The 24,165-nt window shown below is 58.4% G+C and carries 20 protein-coding genes and 1 tRNA gene; 11 read left to right on the top strand and 10 right to left on the bottom strand.

The annotated features are described in order from the left end of the window. Positions 1-3: 3 nt before the first annotated feature. The gene (gene rpmF, locus QSJ80_RS13030; RefSeq protein ID WP_285764899.1) at positions 4-192 is read right to left on the bottom strand and encodes a 50S ribosomal protein L32; all 189 of its coding nucleotides are present in this window, start codon (positions 190-192) and stop codon (positions 4-6) included. Between the two features lie 90 nt (positions 193-282). Beyond that, positions 283-819, bottom strand: coding sequence for a YceD family protein (locus QSJ80_RS13035; RefSeq protein WP_285764900.1), 537 nt, complete (start codon positions 817-819; stop codon positions 283-285). A 130-nt stretch (positions 820-949) separates the two neighbouring features. On the opposite strand from QSJ80_RS13035, the gene QSJ80_RS13040 reads away from it, so the two are divergent. Continuing rightward, positions 950-1,540 (top strand): Maf family protein, encoded by a 591-nt coding sequence (locus QSJ80_RS13040; protein ID WP_285764901.1) that lies wholly within the window; start codon positions 950-952, stop codon positions 1,538-1,540. 10 nt (positions 1,541-1,550) lie between these two features. Here QSJ80_RS13040 and QSJ80_RS13045 read toward each other — a convergent pair whose 3' ends face one another. Together QSJ80_RS13045 and rluC are read right to left on the bottom strand one after the other, a co-directional pair. Further along, the gene (locus QSJ80_RS13045) at positions 1,551-2,192 is read right to left on the bottom strand and encodes an HAD family hydrolase (protein WP_285764902.1); all 642 of its coding nucleotides are present in this window, start codon (positions 2,190-2,192) and stop codon (positions 1,551-1,553) included. 14 nt (positions 2,193-2,206) lie between these two features. Further along, positions 2,207-3,175, bottom strand: a complete 969-nt coding sequence (gene rluC / locus QSJ80_RS13050; protein WP_285764903.1) for a 23S rRNA pseudouridine(955/2504/2580) synthase RluC — start codon at positions 3,173-3,175, stop codon at positions 2,207-2,209. Between the two features lie 763 nt (positions 3,176-3,938). Between rluC and rne the strand changes: the two genes are divergently transcribed. Then, entirely contained in the window at positions 3,939-7,031 is a 3,093-nt protein-coding gene (gene rne, locus QSJ80_RS13055) for a ribonuclease E (protein ID WP_285764904.1), read from the top strand. Positions 7,032-7,156: 125 nt separating this feature from the next. After that, positions 7,157-7,244 (top strand) — tRNA-Ser (locus tag QSJ80_RS13060). A 298-nt stretch (positions 7,245-7,542) separates the two neighbouring features. On the opposite strand, the gene QSJ80_RS13065 is transcribed toward QSJ80_RS13060, so the two are convergent. Continuing rightward, positions 7,543-8,310: an endonuclease/exonuclease/phosphatase family protein gene (locus tag QSJ80_RS13065; RefSeq protein ID WP_285764905.1), complete on the bottom strand. Its 768-nt coding sequence runs from the start codon at positions 8,308-8,310 to the stop codon at positions 7,543-7,545. Between the two features lies 1 nt (position 8,311). Then, positions 8,312-9,460: a phospholipase D-like domain-containing protein gene (locus tag QSJ80_RS13070; RefSeq protein ID WP_285764906.1), complete on the bottom strand. Its 1,149-nt coding sequence runs from the start codon at positions 9,458-9,460 to the stop codon at positions 8,312-8,314. A 135-nt stretch (positions 9,461-9,595) separates the two neighbouring features. Between QSJ80_RS13070 and QSJ80_RS13075 the strand changes: the two genes are divergently transcribed. After that, positions 9,596-11,020 (top strand): trypsin-like peptidase domain-containing protein, encoded by a 1,425-nt coding sequence (locus QSJ80_RS13075; RefSeq protein ID WP_285764907.1) that lies wholly within the window; start codon positions 9,596-9,598, stop codon positions 11,018-11,020. A gap of 21 nt (positions 11,021-11,041) precedes the next feature. Here the strand turns inward: QSJ80_RS13075 and QSJ80_RS13080 are convergent, their stop codons facing one another. Beyond that, positions 11,042-11,494, bottom strand: a complete 453-nt coding sequence (locus QSJ80_RS13080; RefSeq protein ID WP_285764908.1) for a c-type cytochrome — start codon at positions 11,492-11,494, stop codon at positions 11,042-11,044. Between the two features lie 186 nt (positions 11,495-11,680). Here QSJ80_RS13080 and QSJ80_RS13085 point away from each other — a divergent pair, with 186 nt between their 5' ends. From QSJ80_RS13085 to trmA, 6 genes are all read left to right on the top strand, one after another. Next, the gene (locus tag QSJ80_RS13085) at positions 11,681-12,361 is read left to right on the top strand and encodes a Bax inhibitor-1/YccA family protein (protein ID WP_285764909.1); all 681 of its coding nucleotides are present in this window, start codon (positions 11,681-11,683) and stop codon (positions 12,359-12,361) included. 66 nt (positions 12,362-12,427) lie between these two features. Continuing rightward, on the top strand, positions 12,428-12,820 hold the full coding sequence (tusD, locus tag QSJ80_RS13090) for a sulfurtransferase complex subunit TusD (protein WP_285764910.1): 393 nt from the start codon (positions 12,428-12,430) through the stop codon (positions 12,818-12,820). Between the two features lie 2 nt (positions 12,821-12,822). Next, positions 12,823-13,194: a sulfurtransferase complex subunit TusC gene (gene tusC / locus QSJ80_RS13095; RefSeq protein WP_285764911.1), complete on the top strand. Its 372-nt coding sequence runs from the start codon at positions 12,823-12,825 to the stop codon at positions 13,192-13,194. Beyond that, positions 13,194-13,472, top strand: a complete 279-nt coding sequence (tusB, locus tag QSJ80_RS13100; protein ID WP_285764912.1) for a sulfurtransferase complex subunit TusB — start codon at positions 13,194-13,196, stop codon at positions 13,470-13,472. Before tusC ends, tusB begins: the two co-directional genes overlap by 1 nt. 43 nt (positions 13,473-13,515) lie before the next feature. After that, complete coding sequence (locus QSJ80_RS13105) at positions 13,516-13,851, top strand: TusE/DsrC/DsvC family sulfur relay protein (RefSeq protein WP_285764913.1); 336 nt, start codon at positions 13,516-13,518, stop codon at positions 13,849-13,851. Positions 13,852-13,936: 85 nt separating this feature from the next. Continuing rightward, a complete protein-coding gene (trmA, locus tag QSJ80_RS13110; protein WP_285764914.1) occupies positions 13,937-15,034 on the top strand; it encodes a tRNA (uridine(54)-C5)-methyltransferase TrmA in 1,098 nt (365 codons plus the stop codon). 6 nt (positions 15,035-15,040) lie between these two features. Here trmA and rlmKL read toward each other — a convergent pair whose 3' ends face one another. Then, positions 15,041-17,236, bottom strand: coding sequence for a bifunctional 23S rRNA (guanine(2069)-N(7))-methyltransferase RlmK/23S rRNA (guanine(2445)-N(2))-methyltransferase RlmL (gene rlmKL / locus QSJ80_RS13115; RefSeq protein ID WP_285764915.1), 2,196 nt, complete (start codon positions 17,234-17,236; stop codon positions 15,041-15,043). Positions 17,237-17,526: 290 nt separating this feature from the next. Here rlmKL and rmf point away from each other — a divergent pair, with 290 nt between their 5' ends. Continuing rightward, positions 17,527-17,730: a ribosome modulation factor gene (rmf, locus tag QSJ80_RS13120; protein WP_285764916.1), complete on the top strand. Its 204-nt coding sequence runs from the start codon at positions 17,527-17,529 to the stop codon at positions 17,728-17,730. A gap of 138 nt (positions 17,731-17,868) precedes the next feature. Here the strand turns inward: rmf and QSJ80_RS13125 are convergent, their stop codons facing one another. Together QSJ80_RS13125 and QSJ80_RS13130 are read right to left on the bottom strand one after the other, a co-directional pair. Beyond that, complete coding sequence (locus tag QSJ80_RS13125; RefSeq protein WP_285764917.1) at positions 17,869-18,897, bottom strand: quinone-dependent dihydroorotate dehydrogenase; 1,029 nt, start codon at positions 18,895-18,897, stop codon at positions 17,869-17,871. An 83-nt stretch (positions 18,898-18,980) separates the two neighbouring features. After that, positions 18,981-23,870 carry an NAD-glutamate dehydrogenase gene (locus QSJ80_RS13130; RefSeq protein WP_285764918.1) on the bottom strand — a complete coding sequence of 1,630 codons (4,890 nt, stop codon included), beginning with the start codon at positions 23,868-23,870 and terminating at the stop codon, positions 18,981-18,983. Between the last annotated feature and the right edge of the window lie 295 nt (positions 23,871-24,165).

Genomic DNA, 24,165 nt, shown 5'->3' on the forward strand with positions numbered 1-24,165 from the left:
TGCTTATTCGTCGTCAGATTTGCCGGTAGAGACTACCTTGCTACCACGGTAGAAACCGTCGGCGGTAACATGGTGACGACGGTGCTTTTCACCGGAAGTCGGATCTACGGACAGGGTCGGACCAGTCAGCGCATCGTGTGAACGACGCATGCCGCGACGGGAACGGGTTTTCTTGTTTTGTTGAACAGCCATGGGTTGCTCCTACATTACTAATTTAACCGGGGCCGGGGCGCCTCAATCGGCGAGCCCAAAAAGCAAACTGTGCATATTTACCCGTGAGGGTTATTTGCCCTGCTTGCCCTTCAACTGCTCCAGCACTTTAAAAGGGTTTTCCCGATCTTCATCGGGCGCGGCCTCCGCCTCATCTCCAAACACCAGGTTTTCCCGCGGAACGCAGTCTTCCTCGTGATAGGTGACGAAAGGCAGATGCAGCAAAATTTCGTCTTCCAATGCCGCATACAGGTCCAGCTTTTCCTCGCCCTGTATTACCGGGTCGAGACTTTTCGGCAAGTTCTTTGCCTGCTCTTCCGACCTGATGATCCCCCATTGGAACTCGGCATCAATTGCATGGGGTATAGGCCCCAGGCAGCGCTGACAGAGGATTTCCACCTCGCAGCGAATGTGCCCGTCCAGTGTGAAGTTACCGAGTTCATCCCTGCCGCAGGCGATTTCCACCTGGGCATTTTCCGAGCTCGACTGCACAGCGTCCTGTAACCGGGCAAGACCCGCCAAGGGAACCTGGCCCTCGAGTGTCTCCTGCCGGACAGCGCATTTGCGCGCATCCACTTTCGGTGGAAGTCCTGCCGACTGTTGCGTCACACTGGTGTCCTTTACAGGGGGTACCGACATAAGCGCGCAATTCTAGGGAGAAGCCCTGCCCTTGTCAAAACAATTAAAGCCCCTCGATAATCGCTAAGTTATTCATTTTGACGGAAAAACCGGACTGCACATGCGCGAGCTCGTACTGGCCTCATCTTCCCCCTATCGGGCCGCCCTGCTGGAAAAGCTGGGCCTCCCCTTCATCACCAGCGCGCCCTATATAAATGAAGCAAGAATCGGCGCCGAATCTGCGCCGCAGCTCGCAGAGCGCCTGGCCCTGGAAAAGGCCTTTGCGCTGGCGCAGGATCACCCGGACGCACTGATCATCGGCTCGGACCAGGTTGCGGAGCTGGACGGCACCCAACTGACCAAACCCGGCAGCTTCGACCGCGCCGTCGATCAGTTGCAGCGCTGCAGCGGTCGCGGTGTGATTTTCCACACAGGCCTTTGCCTGCTCGACCCCCGGTCCGGCACACACCAGAAGGCGGTCGAGCCATTTGAAGTGGCGTTTCGCGAGCTGGAGCCGGACGAAATCGAAAATTACCTGCGCCGCGAGGAACCCTACGACTGCGCCGGCAGCTTCAAGTGCGAAGGGCTGGGCATCACCCTCTTCCGCGGCCTGAACGGTCGCGACTTCAACAGCCTGATTGGTCTGCCGCTGATCCGCCTGTGCGAGATGCTGCGAGTGAAGGGTGTAAACCCCCTGCTTCCGGAAGCCTGACCTAAAAAGCCTAGCGCAAGCGCTCCCAGGCAAGCAGTTCGGCAAAGCTGTCGAGAATTAGTGCCGGACCATGCTCAACGAGCCGGTCACGGTGATGCACGCCATAAGTGACCCCGGCAGACGCCATATTGATCCGCGCAGCCATGGCGAGGTCGTACTCCGTATCGCCCACCATCAGCGCCTCCTCAACCGGACTGCCCGTCTCCTGCAACAACTGCTGCAACATCAGCGGATCTGGTTTTGATGCGGTTTCATCGGCACAGCGGGTCGCGACGAAAAGGTCCGCAACCCCCATCTGCTCCAGCTGCCCCGACAATCCGCGACGACTCTTGCCGGTAGCCACCGCAAGCTGGTGCCCCGTGGCGCGGAGTTCTTCCAGGGTCTCCAGTACTCCCTCGAAGAATGAAAGCGGCTCATCGTGCAGCGCCCACCAGGCCTCTACGTAGTTGAGGCGCAGCTTCTCACGGGCACCCTCGGACGCTTCCGGATACAGTACCCGGGAGGCTTCAGGCAAACCGAGCCCGATGATATTCCGGCCGGCTTCGTAGGCCAGTTCTGGCAGGCCGGCACGCTGCGCGGCAACCTGCAGGCAGCGCACAATCCGCGCCTCCGAATTTACCAGCGTTCCGTCCCAGTCAAGTATCACCAGCATCTGTACTACCTAAATCATTGGTTGCGGAGGCGCTCGAGCACGCCAGCCAGATCCTCAGGCAGTGGCGCCTCCACCGAGACACGCTCGCCATCTGGCAGTGTGCAGCCCACCCTTGCCGAATGCAGGAACAGCCGCTTCAGGCCCAGTGCGCGAAACTGTGCATTGTCCTCGTCGCTGGTGTATTTGGGGTCTCCTGCGAGCGGGCAGCCAACAAACTGTGCGTGCACCCGAATCTGGTGGGTACGCCCCGTAACCGGTGTCGCATCCACAAGCGTTGCACCCTTGAAGCGCTCAGCCACGCGGAAAGTCGTGAGCGAAGGCTTGCCCTGGGCGTCCACGCGCACCATCCGCTCACCGCTCTTCAGGGTGAATTTGTGCAGCGGCGCATCGACTTCACGGCGACCACGCGGCCACTTGCCCACGGTCAGGGCCTGATAGTGCTTGTCGATCCCGCCGGACCGCAGGGTTTTCTGCACGTGTAGCAACACGCTGCGCTTGCGCGCCACCATGATTGCGCCACTGGTGTCCCTGTCCAGGCGGTGCACCAGCTCCAGGAACGGGCTTTGCGGGTACATCTGACGCAGAATTTCAATGAGGCCAAGCTTGATACCGCTGCCGCCATGCACGGCAACGCCGGCCGGCTTGTTGACAATCAGAAGGCCGTCGCGATCGAACAAAATCGCATTTTCGATCTCGCGGCGGAGTGACTCACCGGCCACAGGCGCAGGCGCCTGCTCCGACATGCGGATCGGCGGTACTCGCACCACATCGCCCGCAACCAGACGGTATTCCGCCTTTACCCGCTTTTTGTTGACGCGCACCTCGCCCTTGCGCAGGATCCGGTACACCCGCGACTTGGGGACGCCCTTCAGCCGCGCCATCAGGAAGTTGTCAATGCGCTGGCCTTCCAACTCGCCCGGCACCTCAAGGAACTGCACGGTCAGACGGGAATCAGGGTGGGAATCAGGTTTGGTATCACTCATGGCGCGCATAATACCGCCAATCATTGCTTCCCACAGCATAATCCCATGCCATTGGGGCAAATTCACAAATTGCTGCACCGCCCAGCCCATGCTATATTCGGCGATTCTAACCGGCTGGTTTCCGGCGGCGTATGGTTCCCTGACAAGGAACCAGTGATTCAGGCGCCGAACAGAGGAAATACCGCGGCTAGAGGGGGTCGGCCAAACGCCCGCCCTGACAAGCAAAATTCAAGGCCTTATATATCGGCCATAAAACGGATCCCACGCGTTACCAGCGTGGCATTTGAAACGCGAAGATGTAAGACGGGCTGATGCCCGCAGCGCTTTACTGACAACGTTACTGAGTGTGCCCACGCTCTTTCCTGTGAGACGCCGGCGATCGAACTGGCGGTGACCACCCCAACTGGTGGTACAAAAGAAGAAAGCGCCGGTCGAATACCGGCGGATGTAAACGAGGAAACAAGCGAAAACAACTGGGCCACTTTATCGCCAGCGGCTGTATCGAACATTCAGCGCGCGGCAAACAACCCGGCAGGGAAATTGCCGGGGAATAACGGAGTTACATGGCAAGACGCCCGAAAATACTACCCATGCCCGCCGCCGGCACCTGCCCGCGGCGTGTTTTTGGTTATTCGTAGGATTTTCGGCGAACCATTGCCCAGCCGTTACCAGGATCATTGATGAAGCCTGGTAAACCGAGGCTGACGTAAGACTGCGGCCCTCAGCGACTCTTCACCTTCGCCTGCAAGGAAAAGAGAATCGCATGAAAAGAATGCTGATCAACGCAACCCAACCAGAAGAGTTGCGTGTTGCCCTGGTAGATGGCCAGTGGCTGTATGACCTCGATATCGAGAATCGCAGCCGCGAACAAAAGAAAGCCAACATCTACAAAGGCAAAATCACCCGTATTGAACCCTCCCTGGAAGCTGCCTTTGTCGACTACGGCGCAGAAAGGCATGGCTTCCTTCCCCTCAAGGAGATCTCCAGAGAATACTTCCGCAAGTCTTCCGGCGATGGCCGCGTCAAAATCAAAGACGTCTTGAAGGAAGGCCAGGAAGTCATTGTCCAGGTCGAAAAGGAAGAGCGTGGCAACAAGGGCGCAGCCCTCACCACCTTCATCAGCCTCGCCGGCCGTTACATGGTGCTGATGCCAAACAACCCGCGTGCCGGTGGCATTTCCCGCCGCATCGAGGGCGAGGATCGCTCCCAGTTGCGCGACGCGCTGTCCAAGGTCGACGTACCTTCCGGCATGGGCATCATCGTCCGCACCGCAGGCGTGGGCCGCAGTTCCGAAGAATTGCAGTGGGACCTCAACTACCTGCTGCAGCTTTGGGACGCCATCAAGACAGAGTCTGACGATAGTCGCGCACCGCACTTCCTGTTCCGCGAGAGCAACGTGATCATCCGTGCGATTCGCGATTACCTGCGTGATGACATCGGCGAGATCATCGTCGACAACCGTGAAAGCTTCATGCTGGCACAGGAATTCATCCGCCAGGTGCTGCCCTCCTTCGTCAACAAGGTTAAGTACTACGACGACAACATTCCGCTGTTCAATCGCTACCAGATTGAAGGCCAGATCGAGTCTGCATTCGAGCGCGAAGCAACGCTGCCGTCCGGTGGCTCCATTGTGATCGACGTGACCGAAGCCCTGATCTCCATCGATATTAACTCCTCTCGCGCAACCAAGGGCGGCGACATCGAGGAAACTGCTCGACAGACCAACCTCGAGGCAGCCGATGAAATCGCTCGCCAGCTGCGTCTGCGCGATATGGGCGGACTGGTGGTCATCGACTTTATCGACATGCAGCGCAAGGAAAACCAGCGCGAAGTTGAGCGCCGCATGGAAAAAGCTCTGTCCATGGACCGCGCCCGCGTACAGGTCGGCCGCATCTCACGCTTTGGCCTGCTGGAAATGTCCCGCCAGCGCCTGCGCCCGTCCCTGGGTGAAACCACTTTCCGTGTCTGCCCGCGCTGTAGCGGCCAGGGCACTATCCGTGGCACCAAGTCCCTGTCCCTTTCCATCCTGCGCCTGGTAGAGGAAGAGGCGAAGAAGGAACGCAGTGCAGAGATTCGCGCGATCGCGCCGGTAAATGTTTCCACCTACCTGCTAAACGAAAAGCGCGAAAGCATCTCCGCGATTGAAAAGCGCAACAATACCCGCGTGGTGATTGTTCCGAATCCGGAAATGGAAACACCGCACTTCGAGGTTCAGCGCCTGCGTGATGACGATTCCAATACCCTGGTGACCAGCTACAAGATCACCGGCGTAACCGCCGAAGAATCCGCCGAGAAAGCGGAAACTTCGGCCCGTGAAGCGGCTCGCCCGCAGCCTGCGGTAGAGCAGCTGGCGCCAACCCAACCTGCGCCAGTGCCTGTTGAAACCCCGGAGCCGAGCATGTTCAGCAAGCTGTTTGGCGCGCTGAAGTCCCTCTTCTCCAGTGACGACAAGAAGAAGGACAAGAAAGGCAAAGGTGGCAAGGACAAGCGTCGCCAGCAGCGTGGTCGCGGCCAGCAGCGTCGCACGGATAATCGGGATAACCGCGGCCAGCGCAACCGTAAGCGTCGCGACGATGACCGCAAGGATACGCCCAAGCAGAAGGACCAGCGCCGCAAGGAGCGCAAGGAAGAGAAGACTTCCGAGCGCCAGGAGCAGCGCCGCCGCAAGGATTCTGCAAAGCAGAAGTCCGCACCGGAAGCCGTAGTCGAGAAGACGGAAGACGCATCCACGGATCGTCCGTCAGCGGAGCGCCCGTCCAAGCGCCCGAGCAACGTGCGCGGCCGTCCGCAGCCACGTCGCCGTGGCCGTCGTGAAGACCACGTAGCCACGGCAGAAGCCGCCGAAGCCGCTATGGTTTCCACTGAAGCCAAGGCCGATACAAAGGTCGCAACTGAAGCAACCGACGCAGCAAAGGAAACTGCACCTGAGAAGGTTGCACAAAAACCAGCTACCGAAGTGGTTCAGGAAACTGACGCGAAGGAAGTAGCGACCAAAGCGACCGACAGCAAAGCAGTGGCACCTGAAGCTGAGGAAGTAATAACCTCATCTACGGATGTCGCAGCGGAAGTTCAGGAAGAAGTGCCAGCAGAACCGCACCCCTTCCTGGAAGACCCCAAGGCCCAGCAGGCCGTCGCCGTTCTGGAAGCGGCAGTTGCCCGCGCAGAAGCAGCGAAAGCGGAGCGCGCCGCCAAGCGTGCTGCCGCAGAGGCCGAAGCTGCAGAAGCTGAAGCTGCTGCAGAGGAACCCTCAGAGGGCGCTACTGAAGTAGCAACCGCCGAGGAAGAGGCAAGCTCTGAGGAAGAGCCGAAGGCCGAAGAAGCTCCGGCAGAGGCTGAGCCAGCAGCAGAAGTGGCAGACACCGCAGCGGAAGCAACCGAAGCTACTGCAACGGCCGAGCCGACTGAAGTGCCTGCCGAGCCGGTTGCCGAAGCGCAAGCTGAGGCCTCCGAAACCCAGGAGCCGCAGGTAGAGGAAGCCAAAGCTGTGGAAGCCCAGGCAGAAGCCACTCCTGTGGAAGCCACTCCTGTGGAAGCCGCAGAGGTGGAACCTGTTGAGGCGGAAACTGTTGAAGCAGAGGCCGTTGAGCCTGCCGCAGCGGAAGAAGTTCAGGGCGAAGCCCCGGTTACCGAGCAAGCAGCGCCGGGACGTGCGGCAAATGACCCGCGCGTAAACCCGCGTCCGCTGAGTGCCGTGGCCGTTGCCACTTCCCGCCCGGAAGTGAGCCACGACCGCCCTCTGGATACGGACCAGCCAGCAGACATCCAACACCAACCGCGCGAGCTTTCGCGTCCGGCTAATGACCCGCGCCAGGCGCGTAAAGTTGCCGGCGACAGCAGCGAGACGATGGAAGGTTAAGCGGCAACTTAACTAAAAATTCGGCGGGCTGTGCACTAAAAAAGCAGCTCGCCGAAGTCTCCTGATAATTTGCCATGGCACACTTGTACGCTGTTTTTCAGCCTGTATAATGCGCCAATCGCTTTGGAGGGGTGGCTGAGTGGCCGAAAGCGGCGGTCTTGAAAACCGTTGGGTGTAACAGCCCCGGGGGTTCGAATCCCTCCCCCTCCGCCATATAAAGAAACCCGGCTCCTGCCGGGTTTTTTTATATCCGCCGGAGGCGGGATGAGAACCATAGGGTTCGAGTCGCAGCGCGAAGCGCGTAGACCAGCGAGCGCAGCGAAGCTAATCCCGACCCCGGCCGTCTAAGAACCCCACGGCTCGAGTCGACAAATTCGTGCAAACGAATTTGGGCGCCGGAGCCTGCGACGGCGGGGCATCGCCCCGAGCACGAAGTGCGAGTCCACCGCGAAGCGCGCAGACCAGCGAGCGCAGCGAAGCTATTTCCGACCCGCTCAATCCACTGCGCGCGCTAACTCCAAATCCTCTTCCGCGCAGGCGGCAACCTGAAATCCACCTCAAACTCGGCCCACAGAGGGCAATGGTCTGAGAGCCGGCGCCAGCGACGATGATCCAGCCTGCCGGCATCGGTCAGTTCCATACCACGAAAGTAGATCCGGTCGACTCGTAGCAACGGCTGCACCGCAGGGAATGTCCGCGCCGGCTTTCCCTGCAATTGCGCCAGCGCTTCCCGAACTGACAGCGCGCCCTTGATGGCTGGATGGAGTTTCAGGTTCCAGTCGTTGAAGTCACCAGCCAGAATAAAAGGTGCGCCGCCTGCTACCCGCTGCTCAATCGCCTTGCAGGCCAACTCCCACTGCTTGTTTCTTTCCGCCTTGAACAGGCCAAGATGCACATTGAATATATGCAGCTGATCCAGGATGCAGGTGTGTAGCAAACCACGGCTGGATACGCGCCAGACACTGATATTGACATTGGCCCAGCGCAAGATCGGATAGCGGGAAAGAATGGCATTACCGTGATGCCCGTGACTGTATACAGAATTTTTGCCATATGCGTAATGCGGCCAGAGGGACTCGGCAAGATACTCAAACTGCCCGTCCTGCCAGCTGGAGATTGCCTTGCGCTTCCACTCGTTTTCGCCAACGACCTCCTGCAAAAGCACCAGGTCCGCATTGACACTGCGAATCGCGTCCTTGATATCCGCGAGTAGGAATCGCGCACCGCTGGCACTGAAACCTTTATGGATATTGTACGAAAGGACGCGTAATCGCGGCATCTCAACTCCAGTAGCGGAAAACCCTGAGTATCCAGTTACGAAGGCCCGGCCGCTCCCCGACCGCAGGGCTCCATTCACGGCTCAGGGACATGTCGTTCAGCAGCGCCGACTCAACACTGGAGACCGCATCCGCGGAATGCAATAGAACGTCGATTTCCAGGTCGTGGAGAAAACTGCGGTGGTTAAAGTTGGTGCTGCCCACGATTGCCTGGTCATCCGCCAGAAGGACCTTCCCATGCAACATGGAAGGCAGGTATTCGTAAATTCTGGCACCGAAACTTTGCAGCGTTTCGTAATAGGATACTGCCAACGACTTGAAGAATGGCACATCTGAGCCGGCCGGAACAATAATGCGAACGTCGACGCCGCGCTCGCAGGCAGTGCGTATGGCGCGCAACATCCGCCGCGACGGAGAAAAATACGCACTGCAAAGCCATACGCGGGATTTCGCCTGCGAAATCTTTGCCAGATAGCGTCTGTTCTTGCGTCGCCGGCTACGGAGTGAAAGCGAGCTCCAGAAGTTTCCGATCAGTTTCTGGCGCCACTTTTTGTGGGTGTAACCCCAGAGCGTGTTGAAGCTTTCACGCAATGCCGCAACCGAGTCACCAGTCACCCGCACCGCAAAGTCATGCCAGCCTTTGCCGCCGGCCTCACAGGAAAGGTGGTCAGCAGTGATGTTTGGGCTTCCGGCCCACCCGGTAACATCATCGACCAGATACAGTTTGCGGTGGTCCCGGTTATTGATTTCGCTGATCAAAACCCGGAGCCTCACGAAGAAGCCGCCCGGGTTCAGCGCCAGATGGAACCTTTCCCAGTGCCACGGTAAAGGATGGTATATGCGGACCTGCACACCTCCCTCGCGCAACTCCTCTGCGATCGAAAAACCATGACGGAAAGAGCCTGCACCATCCATGATCACGCGAACATCGACATCGCGCGCAGCCGCAGCCTTGAGCGCTTCGATAAAGCGTTCACCCAGATGATCCCTTTCGAAAATGAACACCTCGATACAGACCGACTTTTTTGCCTTTTCTATCTCCGCAAGAATGTTGGCAAAATAGGCGTCATTGTCGGTAAAGAAGCTCTCGGTTTCCCACCGGTTGTTGAATGGAGCACGCGGCTTTTCCTGCTCGGCCGGGTTCGCTGACAAGTTCACACTCCCGCAAATGGCGTTGTATTGTTTATCGGCGATTTCCGTGGAACATTCAAGGGTCGCGCTGGCTCAAGTGCGCATAACTATAATAACAATGACTCGCCGATACCGTTCCCGCCACCGAGACAGTCAATGACCGAGAAATCCGGTGAAACCGCCCGCAGGAAAATGACCGCCGTGATTCAGGTCTATGTCGAGGGTTACGCCGGTGAGCAGATCGAGACCATCCTCAACCCCATGGTGGAAAGCCCCGACGAATGGACCGGCTCCGGTTTTTTTGTGGAGTGCGAATACGGCAAGGACATCATCGTCACCAATGCCCATGTGATCCGCAACAGCAAGTCCATCGAAATTGTCTCGATGCTGACCTCAGAGGAGAAGTTCAAGTGCGAAGCGATAGGCCTGGTGGATACACTGGAGCCGGACATCGCCATTATTCGCCTGTGCGATGGAGAGCGCGCGCGTTTCGAGGAGGTTGCGGGCTGCGCTATCCCCTGCCTCCGCATCGACAGCCGGTTTGCCATCAACCGCGGGACCCCGGTGAGGGCCATCGGTTATCCGCTGGGTATGGAGGAGCCAAATATCACCGCGGGTGAAGTTACGAACTTTATTGGGGGGGATCGGGTGTCCGCAGATCGGTTCGTAACCGATGCCGCAATTAACCCCGGCAACTCCGGTGGCCCCGCGCTGAACCAGCACGGCGATGTCATTGGAATCAATACCTCTATCGCCCGCGAAGCGGATAATATCGGCTTCATAACGCCCGCAGTATTCATCGACATCATTCTGAAGAACCTGTTCGAGCAATCCTGTCTCGACCTGGGCGATATTGGTGGCTCTTTACAGAAAAATTCAGATATCGTCGCGGCCCAACTTTCACAGGAAAAAGCAACCGGGGTAGTCGTTATCGAGGTTGAGCCTGGCGGCCTGCTGGAGTCCGCCGGCGCGCAACACGGCGACGTTCTCCTTGCAATCAATGGCATTGAGCTGGATCGCCACGGCATCTGCAAAGACGAACATCACTATCACCGATTCAATCTGTTCGACAAGATCAAGACCCTCCCGCTGGGTAGCGCGATCGAACTGGATGTCCTGCGCGACGGTAACCAATTCAAGGCGAGCGGTATCGTTGCCGCGAGGCCGCAGACCAAATTGAACAGCCACCCCGCCCTGTCCCAGAGACGCTTTCTGTTCGTCTGGGGGCTATTGATCCAACCCCTCTCCTACGAAATCCTGGCGGCCCTCTCCATCACGGAGCAGTACACTACCGGGGATATCTTTCGCCATTTCAACGAAAACAAGGAACGGCTTGTCATCACCCACATAGAAAGCGAGGGGCCGGCGCACGAGCAGGAGTGGATAATGGGAGAGGTACTCTATGCGTTTGACGGAACCCCGATTACGGACCTGGAGGACCTTGCCGCGAGAATCAGCGCCAGTGATGGACTTGCGAAGCTGCAGTGCGAATCCGGAGTGATCGGATTCTTCGACTGCAAGGATACCCGCGCCGACATCAATACCGCGCTCGAATTCATTGCGGCCAAGCACAAGGCCTGACCGCCATGGCCGGCCTGCGCGTCAGTGGCCGATATCGAAGCGGTAGTGCTCGTAATCGGTCGGCTTGTAGGCTTCGAGCTTATATGAAGACTGCACGAAAGCCACGAGGTCGATGAGCTGCGACACGGTCATTACATCGTTGTAATTGCGCATGCGGGATACCCCGTTAACCGACACCAGCTCTTCCGCATACTTTTTTGCCAGCTTGTGACTGGGGTTGACGATGGACGTCACCAGCTCACCGTAGGTCTGGATTCGGCTTGTCTCTCCACCCAGCGCGACCTTCAGCTCTGGCGCCTCAGGCTGAGCCACCCCTTTTATCGTATGGCAGGAGCTGCACTGGAATGCGGTAAACAGCAGCTTACCGGTATTTGGGTCGCCATCCGGTAGGGTAAAGCCCATCGAGCCCTTCGGCCCGGTGCCGCAACCCGCGAGCAGTAACAGGCACGCCATCACTGGTACAAATTTATTCATTACAAATCCCTCGTCGTGAATGTTTGACCTGACAAAAACCGATTCCACCGTACACAAAGTAACCGATCAGTCACCCATCGGCCAGTGACTTGATGGTCCTAAGTTCACCCTTTATGATCTGCGTCAGGAACCTGGGTTCTATAAAGCAATCTAAGCACAAACGACCCGACATATTTGGAGCAAAAAATGCAGGAAGTTTATTCTCAGTCCACGGTCCTTCAGGATCGCCAGCAGGCGGCCAAGGTATTGCGCAATACCTACGCACTCCTTGCCATGACTGTCCTATTCAGTGCCATTACTGCCGGCATCTCCATGGCCATCGGCATGGGACGCGGCGTGGGCATCATCTGCTCAATTGCCGCACTGGGCCTGATCTGGTTCGTACTTCCGCGAACTGCAAACTCCGGCGCCGGCATTGGCGTAGTCTTCGCCTTCACAGGCCTGCTTGGCGCCTCCCTGGGCCCGATCCTGAACCATTACCTGCAGTCCGCTGCCGGCGGCCAGGTTGTTATGCAGGCACTGGGCACCACCGCCCTCATTTTCTTCGCCCTCTCTGCCTATGTCCTCACAACGCGTAAGGACTTCAGCTTTATGGGTGGCTTCCTGTTTGTGGGCCTGATCGGCGCCCTGGTATGTGCGCTCGGCTTTATCATCGCGGGCTTCTTTGGCATCCATATGCCCCTGGCCAGCGTGGCTCTGAGTGGCGTGATTGCACTGATCTTCTCCGGCTTCATCCTGTACGACACCAGCCGCATCGTGCACGGTGGTGAGACCAACTACATCATGGCGACCACCTCCCTGTACCTGAGCATCCTGAACCTGTTCACCAGCCTGCTGCACATCTTCGGCTTCGCATCCGACGATTAATCAGACCATTATTTCCGGGCGCCCAGACCATCAAGGGCGCCCGAATCCCCTCGCCTCCTACCCAATATGATTTTCTCTCTCGCGATCTACGGCGCCCCCTACTCTTCGCAAGCGGCCTATTCCGCGCTGCGTTTCGCTGAGGCAGTCATTCGCCAGGGACACAGCATTCATCGGTTGTTTTTCTATACCGACGGTGTCCACTGTGGCACAGCACTGGCCTGCCCACCCCAGGACGAGCTGAACCTGCAGCAATCCTGGCAGCAGTTGATCGAGAGGCACAAACTGGACGCCGTGGTCTGTATTGCCGCCGGCCAGAAGCGCGGTGTGATCTCGGAAGGTGAGGCAAAACGCTTTGGCAAGCCGGCCTTTAACCTTGCGCCAGGGTTCGAGCTGGCCGGCCTCGGGCAACTGGCGGATGCCGTCGCCCATTCAGACCGCGTGATTACGTTCGGAGGCTAGTGATGGAGCAAAAACAGAGCCTGTATATCTGCCGCCACACCCCCCTCCAGAGCAGCCTCGCACGCGATGCGCTGGATGCAATTCTGGCCGCGGCGGTTTACGACCAGCCACTGGAGATCCTGTTTTCCGGTGAAGGCGTACTTCAGCTGGCCAAAAACCTGTCCGCCCCAAGCGTCCAGCAAAAGGACCTGCGTAAGAATCTGATGGCGTTACCAATGTTCGATATCACGCGTGTACACGTCTGCACACGGAGCCTGGCGGAACGCAATCTCAGCCTGGAGCAGCTCGGCGTGGACGGTCTTGAGATCGAACCCAGCGATGCCGCCGCCTGCCAGCAGCTGATTGCCAGCGCTCATACGGTGTTGAGCTTCTGATGGCGCTGCATATCGTCAACCAGTCCCCGTTCCGCAACACTGCACTCGCGGAATGCGCCGCCGTATTCGCCGAGAGCGACACCCTTCTGCTGACGGAGGACGGTGTCTATGCCCTGCTGGCAATGGATAAGCTGGCGCCCTTCAGCAGCATCTATGTACTGGAATCCGATGCCGTCGCCAGGGGCATCGACGTGCAATCTCCAGCGAAAACCACCGACTACGATGGCTGGGTCAACCTCTGCACCAACCATATGCCGATCGTCAGCTGGTTCGGGTAAAATTGTGTCCTGACGACTCAAGTTGCAGTGTGGGGAGCGTACTTTGGCAGACCTGGTGGTAAACGGCGAAGAAATCGAACTGGATGAAGAGGGGTACCTGGTGCATCTCTCAGACTGGTCGCCCGACGCTGCCCGACTGCTGGCAGACCGCGAAGAGATCGCCCTGAGCGACGCCCACTGGGAGATCATCGAGCTGCTGCGCGACTTCTACCAGACTTACGACCTTTCTCCCGCCATGCGTCCGCTGGTCAAGTGGATCGGCAAACACCTGGGCCCGGACAAGGGCCGCAGTATCTACCTGATGCAGCTGTTCCCGCCCAGCCCGGCCAAGATTGCCAGCAAAATTGCCGGCCTGCCCAAACCAACTAACTGTTTATAAACAGGGCTCAAGGCTGACGGTTACCGTTCTCCGGCTCGAGTGGCTATAATCCGCCCCGCTGTAAATTACCGGACCAGGGCTCCCGATGGGCATACACCACGTAGAAACACATACCTATGAAGACCAGCTAAGCGACAAGGTTGCCGAGCTGAAAACCGCGTATGCACCCTTTACAGACCTGCAGCCGGAAGTGTTCCGCTCACCACCGAGCCATTATCGCTTGCGCGCGGAGTTCAAGGTATGGCATGAGGGCGACAAGGCCCACTACGCCATGTATCGCCAGGGCGAATACAAGCAGGCGGTATTTGTCGATTCATTCACTGTTGGCTCGCAGCTCATCAACCACCTGATGCCCAAAGTACTGGACGCGGTCAACGCCAGTGAAATTCTTAAGCGCAAGCTGTTCTGCGCAGAATTCCTTACTACCCTGAGTGGCGACGCGCTGGTGACGCTGATCTACCACAAGAAACTTGCAGAGGAATGGAATGAGGCCGCAGTGGCCCTGCAGGAGTCACTTGGATTCCCGGTGATCGGGCGCTCGCGCAAACAGAAGGTGGTGCTGGAGCGCGACTACGTCAATGAAACGCTGGAGATCTCCGGCAAAAAATACCATTACAAGCAGGTAGAAAGCAGCTTCACCCAGCCGAATGGGGCAATCTGCGAACAGATGATTGGCTGGGCAAAAAGCGCCTGCGGCCACGATGTAGCGGAGAACGGCGATTTGCTGGAGCTTTATTGCGGCAACGGCAACTTCACGATTCCACTGGCAGAACATTTCAACAAGGCACTCGCCACGGAAATCTCGAAGGTGTCCGTCGCTTCCGCGCAGGAGAACATTGCCCGTAACAAGGTGGAAAACCTGCAGATCGTGCGCATGTCCAGTGAGGAATTCACCCAGGCGATGGATGGCGTGCGCGAGTTCCGGCGCCTGCGTGGCATCGACCTCGGCGACTACGACTTCCGCACTATCCTTGTGGACCCGCCGCGCGCCGGTCTGGACCCGGATACCTGCAGTATGATCGCACGCTTTCCGAGAATCCTGTACATCTCTTGCAACCCGGAGACCCAGCTGGAAAACCTGCAGGCGCTTTCCAAAACCCATCGCATAGAGCGCTTCGCGATCTTCGACCAGTTCCCCTACACGCACCACAGTGAATGCGGGCTGTTGCTGGTACGCAAGTAAAACGTCCTAGCGGTGCCGCACCAGCCAGCAGTTATGGATCTTCTGGTTGCGCTGGAAATCCCGGTCGATGGATTCGCGGGTAATATCCTGCACATCGAAATTGTCCGTGATTTCCGCATCCATCTTGAAACTGCGCAGGTTGTTGGAAAACACCAGGGTGCCGCCCTTCGATAGCAGTTTCATCGCCTGCCCGATCAAACGCGGATGGTCGCGCTGGATATCGAGCACATCGCGCATGCGGGCAGAGTTCGAGAAAGTCGGCGGATCCATAAAGATCAGGTCATAGTCCCCTGCGCGGTTCCCCGCCGCAGCTTCCAGCCACTGCAGGCAGTCTGCAGCCACAAACTGGTGCTTCCACGCATCGCCAATGGCATTGTGGTCAAAGTTCCGCTGTGCCCACGCCAGGTACGTCTTGGACATATCCACACTGGTCGTAGTGGCCGCACCACCCAGTGCTGCCTGCACACTGGCCGCGCCGGTGTAGCAGAACAAATTGAGGAATCGCTTGCCGGCGGAATGTTCGCGCAACCACTTGCGGATCGGCCGATGGTCCAGGAACAGGCCGGTATCCAGGTAAGTCCACAGGTCCACTTCCAGGCGGGCAGGCCCCTCCTGCACATTGAACGGCTGCGCGCCTCGGCGCGGCCGCGCCTGCTGCTTCTGGTATTGGGCGCCCTTGTCCTTGTGCGAGTGGCGGCGGCGCTCCTTCACACTGATACGCGCCGGCTCCAGCTCCAATACATGCCGTGTTGCCGCAATGGCCTCGCGTAGCCGTTCTTTTGCCTTTTGCTCACTGATGGATGATGGTGCGCGGTACTCCTGCAGGTGCACGTACTGGCCGGCCTTGCCGCCGTCATACAAATCGATAGCCACCGCGTATTCCGGCAGGTCTGCATCGTACAGACGATAACAGTGCACATCATTCTGCTTACGCCACTTGGCCAGGTTCTTCAGGTTTTTACGCAGCCGGTTGGCCAGCATCTCAGCGCCTTCGGTTAGGCGCACCGGCTTGGCTTCACGCGCCCCGCTCTCCTCACCTTCTGCACGGGCGTGAACGGAAAACAACATCAGCTCCGACGGAATCGTTCCATTGAACAGCTTGTACTTCTTGTGTGACTTGAGGCCGGTATCAAAGCAGAGATCCGGATTACCCGTGAAGATGCCCACCTGCCAGCCGCCGAAATGCTTTTTCAGCTGGTTGCCCAGTTCGGCATAGGTTTCGCGCAGGTCTTCCTGCTCGCCCAGACGCTCACCATAGGGGGGGTTGGTCAACACCAGTCCCGGCTTGATTTCCCGGTGCGTCGGCGGCTTGAATTCCCCCACTGCGCGCCAGCTGACACGCACATGACGCTCCAGGCCCGCAAGCTCGATATTGTGCTCGGCGGCACGCAGGACCTTCGCGTCCGAGTCATAGCCACGGATTTCCGGCAGCTCTCCTGCGAGCCCTTCCCGCCTCAGAGAAAGCGCCTCCTCGCGCAGATCCAGCCAGACGTCATTCTGATGGTTGAGCCAGCGCTCAAAGCCGAAGGATTCGCGGAAGATACCCGGTGCGACATTCGCCGCCATCAACGCACCCTCCAGCAGGATAGTGCCGGATCCGCACATGGGATCGAGTAACGCGCCCCCTTCCGCCGCAATTTTGTCCCAGCCGCTGCGCATCAGCAGTGCCGCCGCGAGGTTTTCTTTCAGCGGGGCGGCGCCCTGCCACTGGCGGTAGCCACGACGGTGCAGGCTGTCACCACTGATATCGATGGTGATCGCCAGCTGGTTCCGGTGCAGGCGCGCAGCAATACTCAGGTCCGGATGCTCGCGATTGATGTCCGGCCGTGCGCCAGTTTTTGAGCGCAACCGGTCCACCACCGCATCCTTGAGTTTCATGGCGCCAAACTGGCTGTTGCGAATCTGGTCGTTGGTGCCGGAGAACTGCACCCACAGGCGCCCGCTCGGGGAGATCTGGTCCTCCCAGGCAACGTCGGCAGCGACGCGGTACAGATCATCGGCATCGTTGATCTTTGCGTTTGCAACCTGCAACAGTACGCGGTTCGCAAGGCGACTCCAGAGACAAACCCGGTACGCCATCTCCAGCGGCGCGACAAATTCGACGCTGGCTACACGCTCTTTCGCCCCCGTAACACCCAGTTGTTGCAGCTCGTTGAAAAGCAGATTTTCCAGGCCCTTGGGGCACGTAGCAATCCAGTTCATATCAGTACCGCCAGTCACAGCGTCTTCGCAGTGCGACCAGCATAAATTCCTTAAAGTGATAAAAACGGTGAAAAATGATTCCGAAGATTATGATGAAATCAAATAACGACTGTTTTTTTGAGAAGTAATAATTCGTTCACATGCCGGATCAAGTTTGTTCTACTGTCTCGCAGCATCCGCACTTCCCGAGACCAGGTGCCACCCTATAATGAGCACAGAAATGAAACAGCTCGGGAGAACGGCCCGTCAAATCACATCCTCAATCATAGATATTGGAGGTGCTGCGCACAATGAAAGCTCACAAGCGTAATCCGTCTGACCGCGCCTATAAGAAAGGCTATATAGCCGGTTCTGGGGGCAGGTCCCGCTCCGGTTGCCCCCATGCCAACGGTGAAAAACACCAGGAATGGATTAACGGATGGAGGGATGGACGCGAAGACCACTGGAACGGATTCGGGCGCTCAGCGCAGGCGCAGAGACTCAGTAACCTTTGACGTAATTTTCCTACAAGAAATAATCAAAAAGAGCCCTTACCTGGGCTCTTTTTGATTGTGCAGTCTGTTGGCCGGGATCGGGGACAGGCTGCATTTAAGCGGCCTTCAAGCAGCCTTCAAGCAGCCATTCAGCACGGTTTAAGCACCCCTGCGCACAGAGGCGATCGCATCCGCCGCCTCGCGGATCAATTCCGGCCCCTCGTAGATAAACCCGCTGTAAAACTGGATCGCGGTGGCACCGGCGCGGATTTTCTCGGCGGCAGACTTGCCGTCGTGAATGCCGCCAACACCAATGATCGGCAGCGCGCCTTTTAACTCTGACGCCAGTTGTGCAACCACTTCCGTAGAGCGCTCCTGCAATGGTTCGCCAGACAGGCCTCCCTCTTCGTTACCGTGCGGCTGGTTGGCCACCGCAGTCTTGTCGATGGTGGTATTGGTGGCAATCACGCCATCGATGTTGTGCTGTACAAAGGATTCGGCGATCTGCTTGATCCCCTCCCTGTCCACATCCGGCGCGATCTTGACCGCCAGTGGCACGTAACGATCGTATTGCTGGGACAGTTTGTCCTGCTGCTCCTTAATCGCAACCAGCAGGTCGTCGAGGCTCTTGCCGAACTGCAGGTCCCGGAGGCCCTTGGTGTTCGGTGAGGACACATTGGCGGTAATGTAATCGGCGTAGGGGTATACCGCCTTCATGCAGTAGCAGTAGTCATCCGCTGCGTTCTCCACCGGGGTGTCGAAATTTTTGCCAACATTGACGCCCAGTACACCGCCATAGCGCCGGTGCTTGAGGCGGTCGACCATGTAATGGACGCCCTTGTTGTTGAACCCCATGCGGTTAATGATGCCGCCGGATTCCACCAGGCGAAACAGACGCGGTTTCGGATTACCCGGCTGCGGACGCGGCGTTACCGTGCCGACCTCAACAAAACCGAAGCCCATGGCGCCGAAGCCGTTATAGGCCTCGCCATTCTTATCCAGGCCGGCTGCCAACCCAACCGGGTTTGGCAGGGTCAACCCCATCAGTTCGACAGGATCGTCGGGCACCTTCTGCGCGAACAGCCGCATCAAGCCTGACCGCTCCGCCGCACCGATCGCGTCGATGGCGATGTTATGGGCGGTTTCCGCGTCGAGTTGGAAGAATGCCTTGCGCGCGTACTTATACATACCTACTCCATTGGGTGTCCGGGCGAAGCATAAACAAAGCCGCTGCCTGAGTCGACCTGCGCGGCCTGCCTATATAGAGAACCTCACTCCTCTACAGGCACCTGCAGGCTCTCCATATCACTGGTCGCATTCACCAGGTACTGCAGCTCCCTCAGCGCCACGGTAAACATGGCAAAGTCGCCGCCAGTGACGGACTTGAGCTCTGCCAGGATCGCCGACCAGCGGTTGATGAGCAGCTGTTGCTGGTCCGCCCAGGCCTGGATCGCGGCTTCGAGCTCCATGTCCGCATCGCCAGCCAGTCGCATCAGGTTGCAGGACAGCGTACGCATCTGGTTGTCCAGGTCGTCCATGCAGGTTTCCTTGGCCTGCGAGTGCCAGAAGTTCTCCGTGGTGATGTCGGTGATCTGGCTGCCAAACCAGTGTAGCTGCAACAGGTCTGCGGTGAGGAAATGCGCGCGCGCCACGTCCTCCACTTCCCAGCCGCTATCACGCGAGGACTCCGCGATACTCAGCGCGGAATACAGGTACGGTGGCGCTGCGGCAAGCATTGCCATCTCACTGGGTACCTGCGCCGCTACCAGGGCCTGGTAGCGGTCTTCCCAATCGCGCTGGGGCTCACCAATAAGCACATCCGGCAACGCATTGATCACCCGACGCAGTGCCGACTGGAAGAATTCCACTTCCACCGCCGGGTCGATATCGCCGCGGCGATTGCGGATAAACCAGCGTGTGGCCCGGCGCACGCGGCTGATCATGGTATTGAGCAGCTCGGTCTGCAGCTCGGACGGCACCTGGTGATCCAGGGCGTGCACGCCCTCGCGGAAGCGTGCCACCCCGTACACATCACGCGCGGTCATGTAGGCACTGGCGATGGTGTTGATATCCGCCCCCGTGGCCTCGTTAATGCGGTGATAGAAGGTGATGCCCATATTGTTCACCATATCGTTGGCGACCTGGGTACTCACAATTTCGCGTTGCAGGCGGTGCGAATACAGCTGCTCGCTGTAACGCTGGCGCATGACTTTCGGGAAGGCCGTTTCCACCGCCGAAACAAAGCTCGGCTGGCTGATCACCTGCGACCTCGCCAGTTCATCCTTGAGCTTCACCTTCACGTATGCAATCAGAACCGCCAGCTCCGGCCGCGTCAGGGACTGCCCCCTGGCCACACGCTCCATGATCTGCTCGTTATCCGGCAGGAATTCCAGCGAGCGATCAAGGCGCCCCTCATTTTCCAGTGCGATCATCAGGCGGCGGTATTCATCAATGCGGTTGCCGAGCATGAACTCCGCAACGCTCAGTGCCTGGGTCTGCAGGTAGTTGTTCTTCAACACCAGCTCGGCGACGTCTTCGGTCATCTCCTCCAGCAGGATATTGCGCTGCTTGTTGGTGAGGTCACCATCGCTCACCAGCTGGTTCAGCAGAATCTTGATATTTACCTCATGGTCCGAACAGTCGACCCCGGCAGAGTTATCGATAAAGTCTGTATTACAGCGCCCGCCAACGAGGGAGAACTCGATACGGCCACGCTGGGTCATGCCCAGGTTGCCGCCCTCGCCAAAGACCTTGCAGCGCAGGTCCGCGCCGTTGACGCGCAATACATCATTGGCCTTGTCGCCGACGGACGCATTGGACTCTCCCCGGGCCTTCACATAGGTGCCGATACCACCATTCCAGATCAGGTCCACCTCGGATTTGAGCATCGCGGAGATCAGTTCGTTGGGCGTCAGCTGGTTCTCTTCAATACCAAACGCATTCTTCATTTCCGGGCTGATACGGATGGACTTGGCGCGGCGCTCAAAAATGCCGCCGCCTGCAGAGATCAGCGACTGGTCGTAATCCGCCCAGCTCGAGCGAGGTAGTGCGAACAGGCGCTGGCGCTCGGCGAAGCTCGAAGCGGCATCCGGCGTCGGGTCGACGAAGATATGCATATGGTTAAAGGCACCGACCAGGCAGATATGCTCCGACAGCAGCATACCGTTACCGAACACATCGCCCGCCATATCGCCGATACCGATCACGCTGAAATGCTCGGACTGGATATCGGTACCCAGCTCGCGGAAATGCCGTTGCACGGAGACCCAGGCACCACGCGCGGTAATGCCCATTTTCTTGTGGTCGTAACCGTTTGAGCCACCGGACGCAAAGGCGTCACCGAGCCAGAAGCCGTATTCACCGGCAATTTCATTGGCGATATCGGAGAAGGTTGCGGTGCCCTTGTCTGCTGCGACCACCAGGTAGGGGTCATCGCCATCGCGGCGGATCACCCGGTCCGGGGCCACCAGTTCGCCTGAGACCAGGTTGTCGGTGACATCGAGCAGGCCGCGGATAAACGTCTTGTAGCAGGCAATGCCCTCGGCCATGAAGGCCTCGCGACTGTCGTCCTGTGGCGGCCTGCGCATCACGAAGCCGCCCTTGGCGCCGCTTGGCACGATGACGGCATTCTTGACGTTCTGCGCCTTCACCAGACCCAGTACCTCGGTACGGTAGTCTTCCAGCCGGTCCGACCAGCGCAGCCCGCCACGGGCGACCTTGCCCCCGCGCAGGTGCACACCTTCGACCCTTGGTGAGTAGACAAAGATTTCGTATTCCGGCGCCGGCTTGGGCAGGCCCGGGATTTTCTTCGGCGCAAACTTGACCGAGATGTAGTCCTTCGGCTCGCCGTCAGCATCCAGCTGGAAACAGTTGGTACGCAGCGTAGCCAGAATCAGATTGAGGTAACGCCGGATGACCTGGTCTTCGTTGAGGTTGTCGACGGTCTCGAGGCCGTCGTAGATTTTCTTGGTCAGGCGCTCGATACGTACGCTGTCGGACTCGGTGCCACTGGCAATGCGCGGGTCAAATAGCCCGCGGAACAGTGCCACCAGGTTGCGGGTGATCTCCACGTGGTTGGCCAGGGTCATGGCAATAAACGACTGGCTGGAGCTGAACTTGGTCTGCTTCAGGTAACGGGCATACACACGCAGCATGGCGACTTCGCGCCAGTTGAGGCGCGCCGCCAGTACCAGGCGGTTGAAGCCATCGCTCTCCGCCACCCCATTCCAGATCGCTCCAAACGCATCCTGGAACAGCCCCTTGGACGCCTGCGCGTCCACTTTAGTGGACAGGCCAAATTCCAGGTTGAAGTCGTGCAGCCAGATATCCTCACCGCTGGCGCAACGCATGCGGTACGGGCTCTCGCCCAGTACCTTGAGGCCGAGGTGCTCGAGCACCGGGATCACGTCAGACAGCGTCAGCCCCCCGCCCCAATTGAATACCTTGAAGCGCATATTGCGCGGACCCGCACCAATCGGCTGGTAAAAGCTCATCGCCACCTTGTTGTCGGGCCCAAGCTCACGGATAAACGCGATATCGTTCACTGCTACGCGCGCATCAAAATCCTCGCGGTAACCCGCCGGAAACGCATTGCCGTACTCGTGGAACAGGCGGCTACCGGTTTCTTCGCCGTGCCTTTCAGTCAGCGTCTCAAGTAACTGGTCTTCCCAACTGCGGGTAATATTCACGATCTGCGCCTCCAGCCGCGCTATGTCGTAGTCCGGTGAAGCGTCCGGCGCCAGCTTGAATACGATGTGGCAGCGCGCGAGAACCGATTCAGAGAAATAGGTGGTGAAGTCCCAGTCTTCCGCGCCCAGGGCATCACCCAGCACGCGACTGATCTGCAGCCTGATGCGGGTACTGAAAATATCCCGCGGCACATACACAATGGCCGAGGCGAATTTGCCGAATGGGTCGCGGCGCATAAACAGGCGCACCTGACGTCGCTCGTTGATACTGAGCACACCCATGACGGTATCGAAGAGCTCATGGGTGCTGCTCTGGAACAGTTCGTCGCGGGGAAAGGTATCCAGAATCCGGCGCAGCGCCTTGCCGTCGTGGCTCATGGGCTCAAGGCCGCTGTATTCCAGGATCGACGCCAGTTTGCGCCGGATAATGGGGATACTCATCGGGCTCTCGGTATACACCGGAGAGGTATACAGGCCGAGGAATGCAGATTCGCCAATCACTTCGCCTTCTGCGTTGTAGCGTTTGACGATGACGTAATCCGAATAGGCATCGCGATGGACCCGGGATTTGACCCAGGACTTGCCAAACGCCAGGTAATTGGGGCCCTGGTAAAAGCGCTGTTTGCCGGCGCTGAAATTGCCTTCCGGCATGGATTCCGCTGGGACTTTCAGGGTCTTGAAAACGCCAAGGCGGCGCTCTTCATTTTCACAGAGAACCCGCTTACCACTCTTGTCACAGAAGTCATATTCGCGGTAGCCGAGGAAGGTGAAATTGCCATCGCGCATCCACTGCAGGAAATCACAGGCCTCATCGAGGTTCGCTTCCTGCTTTGACACGCCGGCGCGCAACTCATCCTCAAGTGCGGCGCACAGGTCCAGCATCGGCAGGTAACCGTCCACCACCAGCTCCACATCACCCAGCACCTGCACCAGGGTCTTTGCCAGGTCGGCACAGTTCGCACTATTGGTATCGAGGTTGATCTCCAGGTAGATCAGTGCCTCATTTGGATCGTGGTCATTGGCGAGCCCCGGGTGTGCCGGCTTGGGGGTGAGTGTGCGCAGCTGGCCGTTGCCATCGCGCAGTACCTGCAGCCGGGTACTCTTGATGGAGTGCAGCATGATGTCGCGGCGATTGACTTCCATCCGCACCGAGTCCACCAGAAATGGCATGTCCCGCTGCAACACACCGACGATCGTGTGGCTGCACTCCCAGCCATCCTGCTCCAGGTTCGGGTTGTAGACCTTTACCTTGGGGCGGTCCGGGTCGCGCTTCTGGATAAAATCCCACCAGCTGTACACACAGCCGTAAACGTCGGCTACCCGCCTGCCCGCCAGGTCCTCCAGTGCATACTGGTCAAAAAACTGGCGCGCGAACTCCACCACCGGCTCGGCACTTTCGCCCAGCTTTGTACGGATGTAGCTTGTGATCTGGTCAATAAACGCGTCACGGCTTTCCGTGTCGACCATTGCCATGTTCAAACTGTTTCTCCTCAAACACCGCCTGTCGGTTGCAGGATCACTGCATGCCCGCCACAGCCGGTCAATCAATCAGCAAAACGATGGAACTTCACACGTTTTCACCACTCTGAATAGCGGTGAGAATGAAATTCGCGCCGACTTGTCTCAGCGGCGATGGTCGTTAAAATCAACCATCGGGGCCACCTATGATTTGGCCATCTAATTTAGCTATTTGCCGGATATCGGGCACGCTCGGACTTCAGTTTATATCTAGTTGTACGCTTGCCCCGGCGCTGTGGTGATACCACCC

Source organism: Biformimicrobium ophioploci, assembly GCF_030270605.1.
Lineage (GTDB): Bacteria > Pseudomonadota > Gammaproteobacteria > Pseudomonadales > Cellvibrionaceae > Biformimicrobium > Biformimicrobium ophioploci.

Bases quoted from the DNA above. Each gene is read 5' to 3' on its own strand.
- rpmF (WP_285764899.1), bottom strand. From the start codon at position 192: ATGGCTGTTCAACAAAACAAGAAAACCCGTTCCCGTCGCGGCATGCGT.
- QSJ80_RS13040 (WP_285764901.1), top strand. From the start codon at position 950: ATGCGCGAGCTCGTACTGGCCTCATCTTCCCCCTATCGGGCCGCCCTG.
- QSJ80_RS13045 (WP_285764902.1), bottom strand. From the start codon at position 2,192: ATGCTGGTGATACTTGACTGGGACGGAACGCTGGTAAATTCGGAGGCG.
- rluC (WP_285764903.1), bottom strand. From the start codon at position 3,175: ATGAGTGATACCAAACCTGATTCCCACCCTGATTCCCGTCTGACCGTG.
- rne (WP_285764904.1), top strand. From the start codon at position 3,939: ATGAAAAGAATGCTGATCAACGCAACCCAACCAGAAGAGTTGCGTGTT.
- QSJ80_RS13065 (WP_285764905.1), bottom strand. From the start codon at position 8,310: ATGCCGCGATTACGCGTCCTTTCGTACAATATCCATAAAGGTTTCAGT.
- QSJ80_RS13075 (WP_285764907.1), top strand. From the start codon at position 9,596: ATGACCGAGAAATCCGGTGAAACCGCCCGCAGGAAAATGACCGCCGTG.
- QSJ80_RS13080 (WP_285764908.1), bottom strand. From the start codon at position 11,494: ATGAATAAATTTGTACCAGTGATGGCGTGCCTGTTACTGCTCGCGGGT.
- QSJ80_RS13085 (WP_285764909.1), top strand. From the start codon at position 11,681: ATGCAGGAAGTTTATTCTCAGTCCACGGTCCTTCAGGATCGCCAGCAG.
- tusD (WP_285764910.1), top strand. From the start codon at position 12,428: ATGATTTTCTCTCTCGCGATCTACGGCGCCCCCTACTCTTCGCAAGCG.
- tusC (WP_285764911.1), top strand. From the start codon at position 12,823: ATGGAGCAAAAACAGAGCCTGTATATCTGCCGCCACACCCCCCTCCAG.
- tusB (WP_285764912.1), top strand. From the start codon at position 13,194: ATGGCGCTGCATATCGTCAACCAGTCCCCGTTCCGCAACACTGCACTC.
- trmA (WP_285764914.1), top strand. From the start codon at position 13,937: ATGGGCATACACCACGTAGAAACACATACCTATGAAGACCAGCTAAGC.
- rlmKL (WP_285764915.1), bottom strand. From the start codon at position 17,236: ATGAACTGGATTGCTACGTGCCCCAAGGGCCTGGAAAATCTGCTTTTC.
- rmf (WP_285764916.1), top strand. From the start codon at position 17,527: ATGAAAGCTCACAAGCGTAATCCGTCTGACCGCGCCTATAAGAAAGGC.
- QSJ80_RS13125 (WP_285764917.1), bottom strand. From the start codon at position 18,897: ATGTATAAGTACGCGCGCAAGGCATTCTTCCAACTCGACGCGGAAACC.
- QSJ80_RS13130 (WP_285764918.1), bottom strand. From the start codon at position 23,870: ATGGCAATGGTCGACACGGAAAGCCGTGACGCGTTTATTGACCAGATC.